Annotated in this window: 3 protein-coding genes; 1 reads left to right on the top strand and 2 read right to left on the bottom strand. The window is 60.7% G+C overall.

All coding sequences use genetic code 11. The features are described from left to right. A partial coding sequence (locus ACFFAR_RS30010) for an aldehyde dehydrogenase family protein (RefSeq protein WP_375509097.1) occupies nt 1–903 on the bottom strand: 903 nt, incomplete at its 3' end. A gap of 11 nt (nt 904–914) precedes the next feature. After that, on the bottom strand, nt 915–1514 hold the full coding sequence (betI, locus tag ACFFAR_RS30005; protein ID WP_062172604.1) for a transcriptional regulator BetI: 600 nt from the start codon (nt 1512–1514) through the stop codon (nt 915–917). Nucleotides 1515–1730: 216 nt separating this feature from the next. Between betI and fdhA the strand changes: the two genes are divergently transcribed. Beyond that, nucleotides 1731–2849 (top strand): formaldehyde dehydrogenase, glutathione-independent (fdhA, locus tag ACFFAR_RS30000; protein ID WP_375509096.1); only part of this gene is annotated, 1119 nt, incomplete at its 3' end.

The following is a 2849-nucleotide window of genomic DNA, read 5'->3' as shown; positions in this document are numbered from 1 at the left end:
GAAGCGTGCATGGACGGTCCGCTGAACGAACACGCGCGTGCCGTTGGTGCAAACCTGGCCGGAGCTGAAGAAGTTGGCGCTCATTGCAATGTCTGCCGCGCGCTCAAGATTGGCGTCATCGAAAACGATCAGAGGCGACTTGCCGCCGAGTTCCATCGTGACTTCTTTCAACGATGAACCGCCGGCCATCGACATGACTTTCTTGCCGGTTTCAACGCCGCCTGTAAACGATATCTTTGCAATGTCGGGGTGCGTTGCCAGCATTGCGCCAACGCGGCCGTCGCCTTGCACGACGTTAAATACCCCTGCCGGTATGCCTGCCTCCGTAAAGATTTCAGCGAGTTTCAACGTGCTCAGAGGCGTGACTTCGCTTGGCTTGAAAATCATCGCATTGCCTGCAGCGAGCGCCGGCGCCGCCTTCCAGCATGCGATCTGGATCGGATAATTCCACGCGCCGATGCCCGCGCAAACGCCGAGCGGTTCGCGCCGTGTATAGACGAACGATGTCGGACGCAGCGGGATCTGCCGGCCTTCAATGGCCGTCGCGAGTCCAGCGTAGTACTCGATGACATCGGCACCCGTCACGATATCTACCGCGCGGGTCTCCGTAATCGGCTTGCCGGTGTCACGCGTCTCAAGCGCGGCGAGTTCGTCGTTGCGTTCGCGGAGAATGTCCACTGCGCGTCGCAAGATCCGCGAGCGTTGCATCGCGGTCATGGCGGCCCATTCACGCTGGCCTTCATGCGCCGATCGCACTGCGCGATCGATATCGGCGGCGCTCGCCTGCTGGATGCTTGCAAGCGTCTCGCCGGTGGCGGGATCGATGCTGTCGAACGTCTCACCGCTGGTGGCGTCCACGTAAGCGCCGCCAATATACAGGCGCTGCAATTCGAATGCGGGCATGGCGTAGTCCTTTAGGTGAGAGTGCGGCCGCGTGTATCGAGCACGAGGTCGATGTAATCGTTGGCGAGCCGGATCGCGGACTTCGTATCGAACGGTTCGCCCGACAAGGCGCCGCGCAACCACAAGCCATCGATCAACGCGGCCAGCCCGCTTGCCGCACGACGCGCTGCAACACGCGGCAAGGCCTTCGAGAAATCCGCGCACAGATTTGAGTGGAGGCGTCGCGTATTGATACGCTGCAAGCGCTGCAATTGCGGCTTGTGCATGCTCTCCGACCAGAACGCGAGCCACGTCTTTGTTACGGGATTGCTGACTTGCGCTGCGTCGAAATTCGCGGCTACCACGGCGCGCAAGCGCGCCCGCGGTTCGTCTTTCGCCGCACGGCGCTTGCGCGAGGTTGCGTTCCACAAGTCGCGCAGCACGTGCCGCATGGTGGCTTCGAGCAGGCCGTCTTTGTCGCCGAAATAATGACTGACGATACCCGTGGAGATGCTCGCACGCTGCGCGACAGACGCGAGCGTCGTGCCGGGAAGACCTGCATGGTCGATGGTAAGCAGGGTCGCATCGATCAACTGCGCCCGGCGGATCTCGCGCATTCCAAGCTTGGGCATGGACGTTCTCTCTTTAAAACGGTTGCCAGATGCGTGACCTGAATCCTAGGTATTTTATATTGAACGGTCAATCAATAAAAAACCGTCGTGTCGGTTTCGGCCAAACCCGTGTCGCGTTGGAGGCGCATGCCCCATGCGGGACGGGACTACGCTCCTGAGACGGTGCACGGCGTTGTCAGCCGTGCGGATCGTCCACGAGAGAAAGGAGACAAGGCAATGAGCAACAATCGCGGCGTTGTGTATTTAGGGCAGGGCAAGGTGGAAGTGCAGTCCATCGACTATCCGAAAATGGTTGACCCGGGCGGCCGGCAAATCGGCCATGGCGTGATTCTCAAAGTCGTCACCACGAACATCTGCGGCTCCGACCAGCATATGGTGCGAGGCCGCACGACCGCGCAAGTCGGACTGGTGCTCGGGCACGAGATCACGGGCGAAGTGATTGAAGTCGGGCGCGATGTCGAGACGCTCAAGATCGGCGATCTGGTTTCCGTGCCATTCAACGTGGCATGCGGACGATGCCCGACCTGCAAGGCGCAGAACACCGGCGTATGCCTGAACGTTAATCCATCGCGTGCAGGCGGCGCTTATGGTTACGTCGATATGGGCGGCTGGATCGGAGGGCAGGCGGAATACGTCATGGTCCCTTACGCCGATTTCAATCTGCTGAAGTTTCCGGATCGCGAGCAGGCAATGTCCAAGATTCGCGACCTCACGTGTCTATCTGACATCCTGCCGACGGGGTATCACGGCGCAGTGATGGCGGGCGTGAAACCTGGCTCGACGGTTTATATCGCAGGCGCCGGACCTGTGGGGATGGCTGCCGCGGCGTCGGCGCGTCTGCTCGGCGCCGCTGTCACGATTGTCGGCGACATGAACGAAGAGCGGTTGGCGCATGCACGCAAGGTCGGATTCGAGACGGTGGATCTATCGAAGGATGCAACGCTCAGCGAGCAGATCGCGGCGATCCTCGGCACGCCGGAAGTGGATTGCGCCGTCGATTGCGTCGGCTTCGAAGCGCATGGCACCGGCAGCAGCGGACACCAGGAAGAAGCGCCAGCAACGGTGCTGAACTCGCTGATGGAAATCACACGCGTGGCCGGGGCGATCGGCATTCCGGGCCTTTATGTCACCGACGATCCGGGCGCCGCCGATGCAGCCGCGAAGAAAGGTGCATTAAGCATTCGCTTCGGTTTGGGCTGGGCCAAATCGCATTCGTTTTTCACAGGGCAGACGCCTGTCATGAAGTACAACCAGAACCTGATGCAGGCGATCTTGTGGGACCGCTTGCCGATTGCGGATATCGTGAACGTGTCGGTGGTGACGCTCGATCAGGCA

It is taken from the genome of uncultured Caballeronia sp., assembly GCF_964243625.1.
Lineage (GTDB): Bacteria > Pseudomonadota > Gammaproteobacteria > Burkholderiales > Burkholderiaceae > Caballeronia.
The sequence above is the reverse complement of the archived record's forward strand: the minus strand, read 5'-3'. Positions and strand labels throughout refer to the sequence as shown.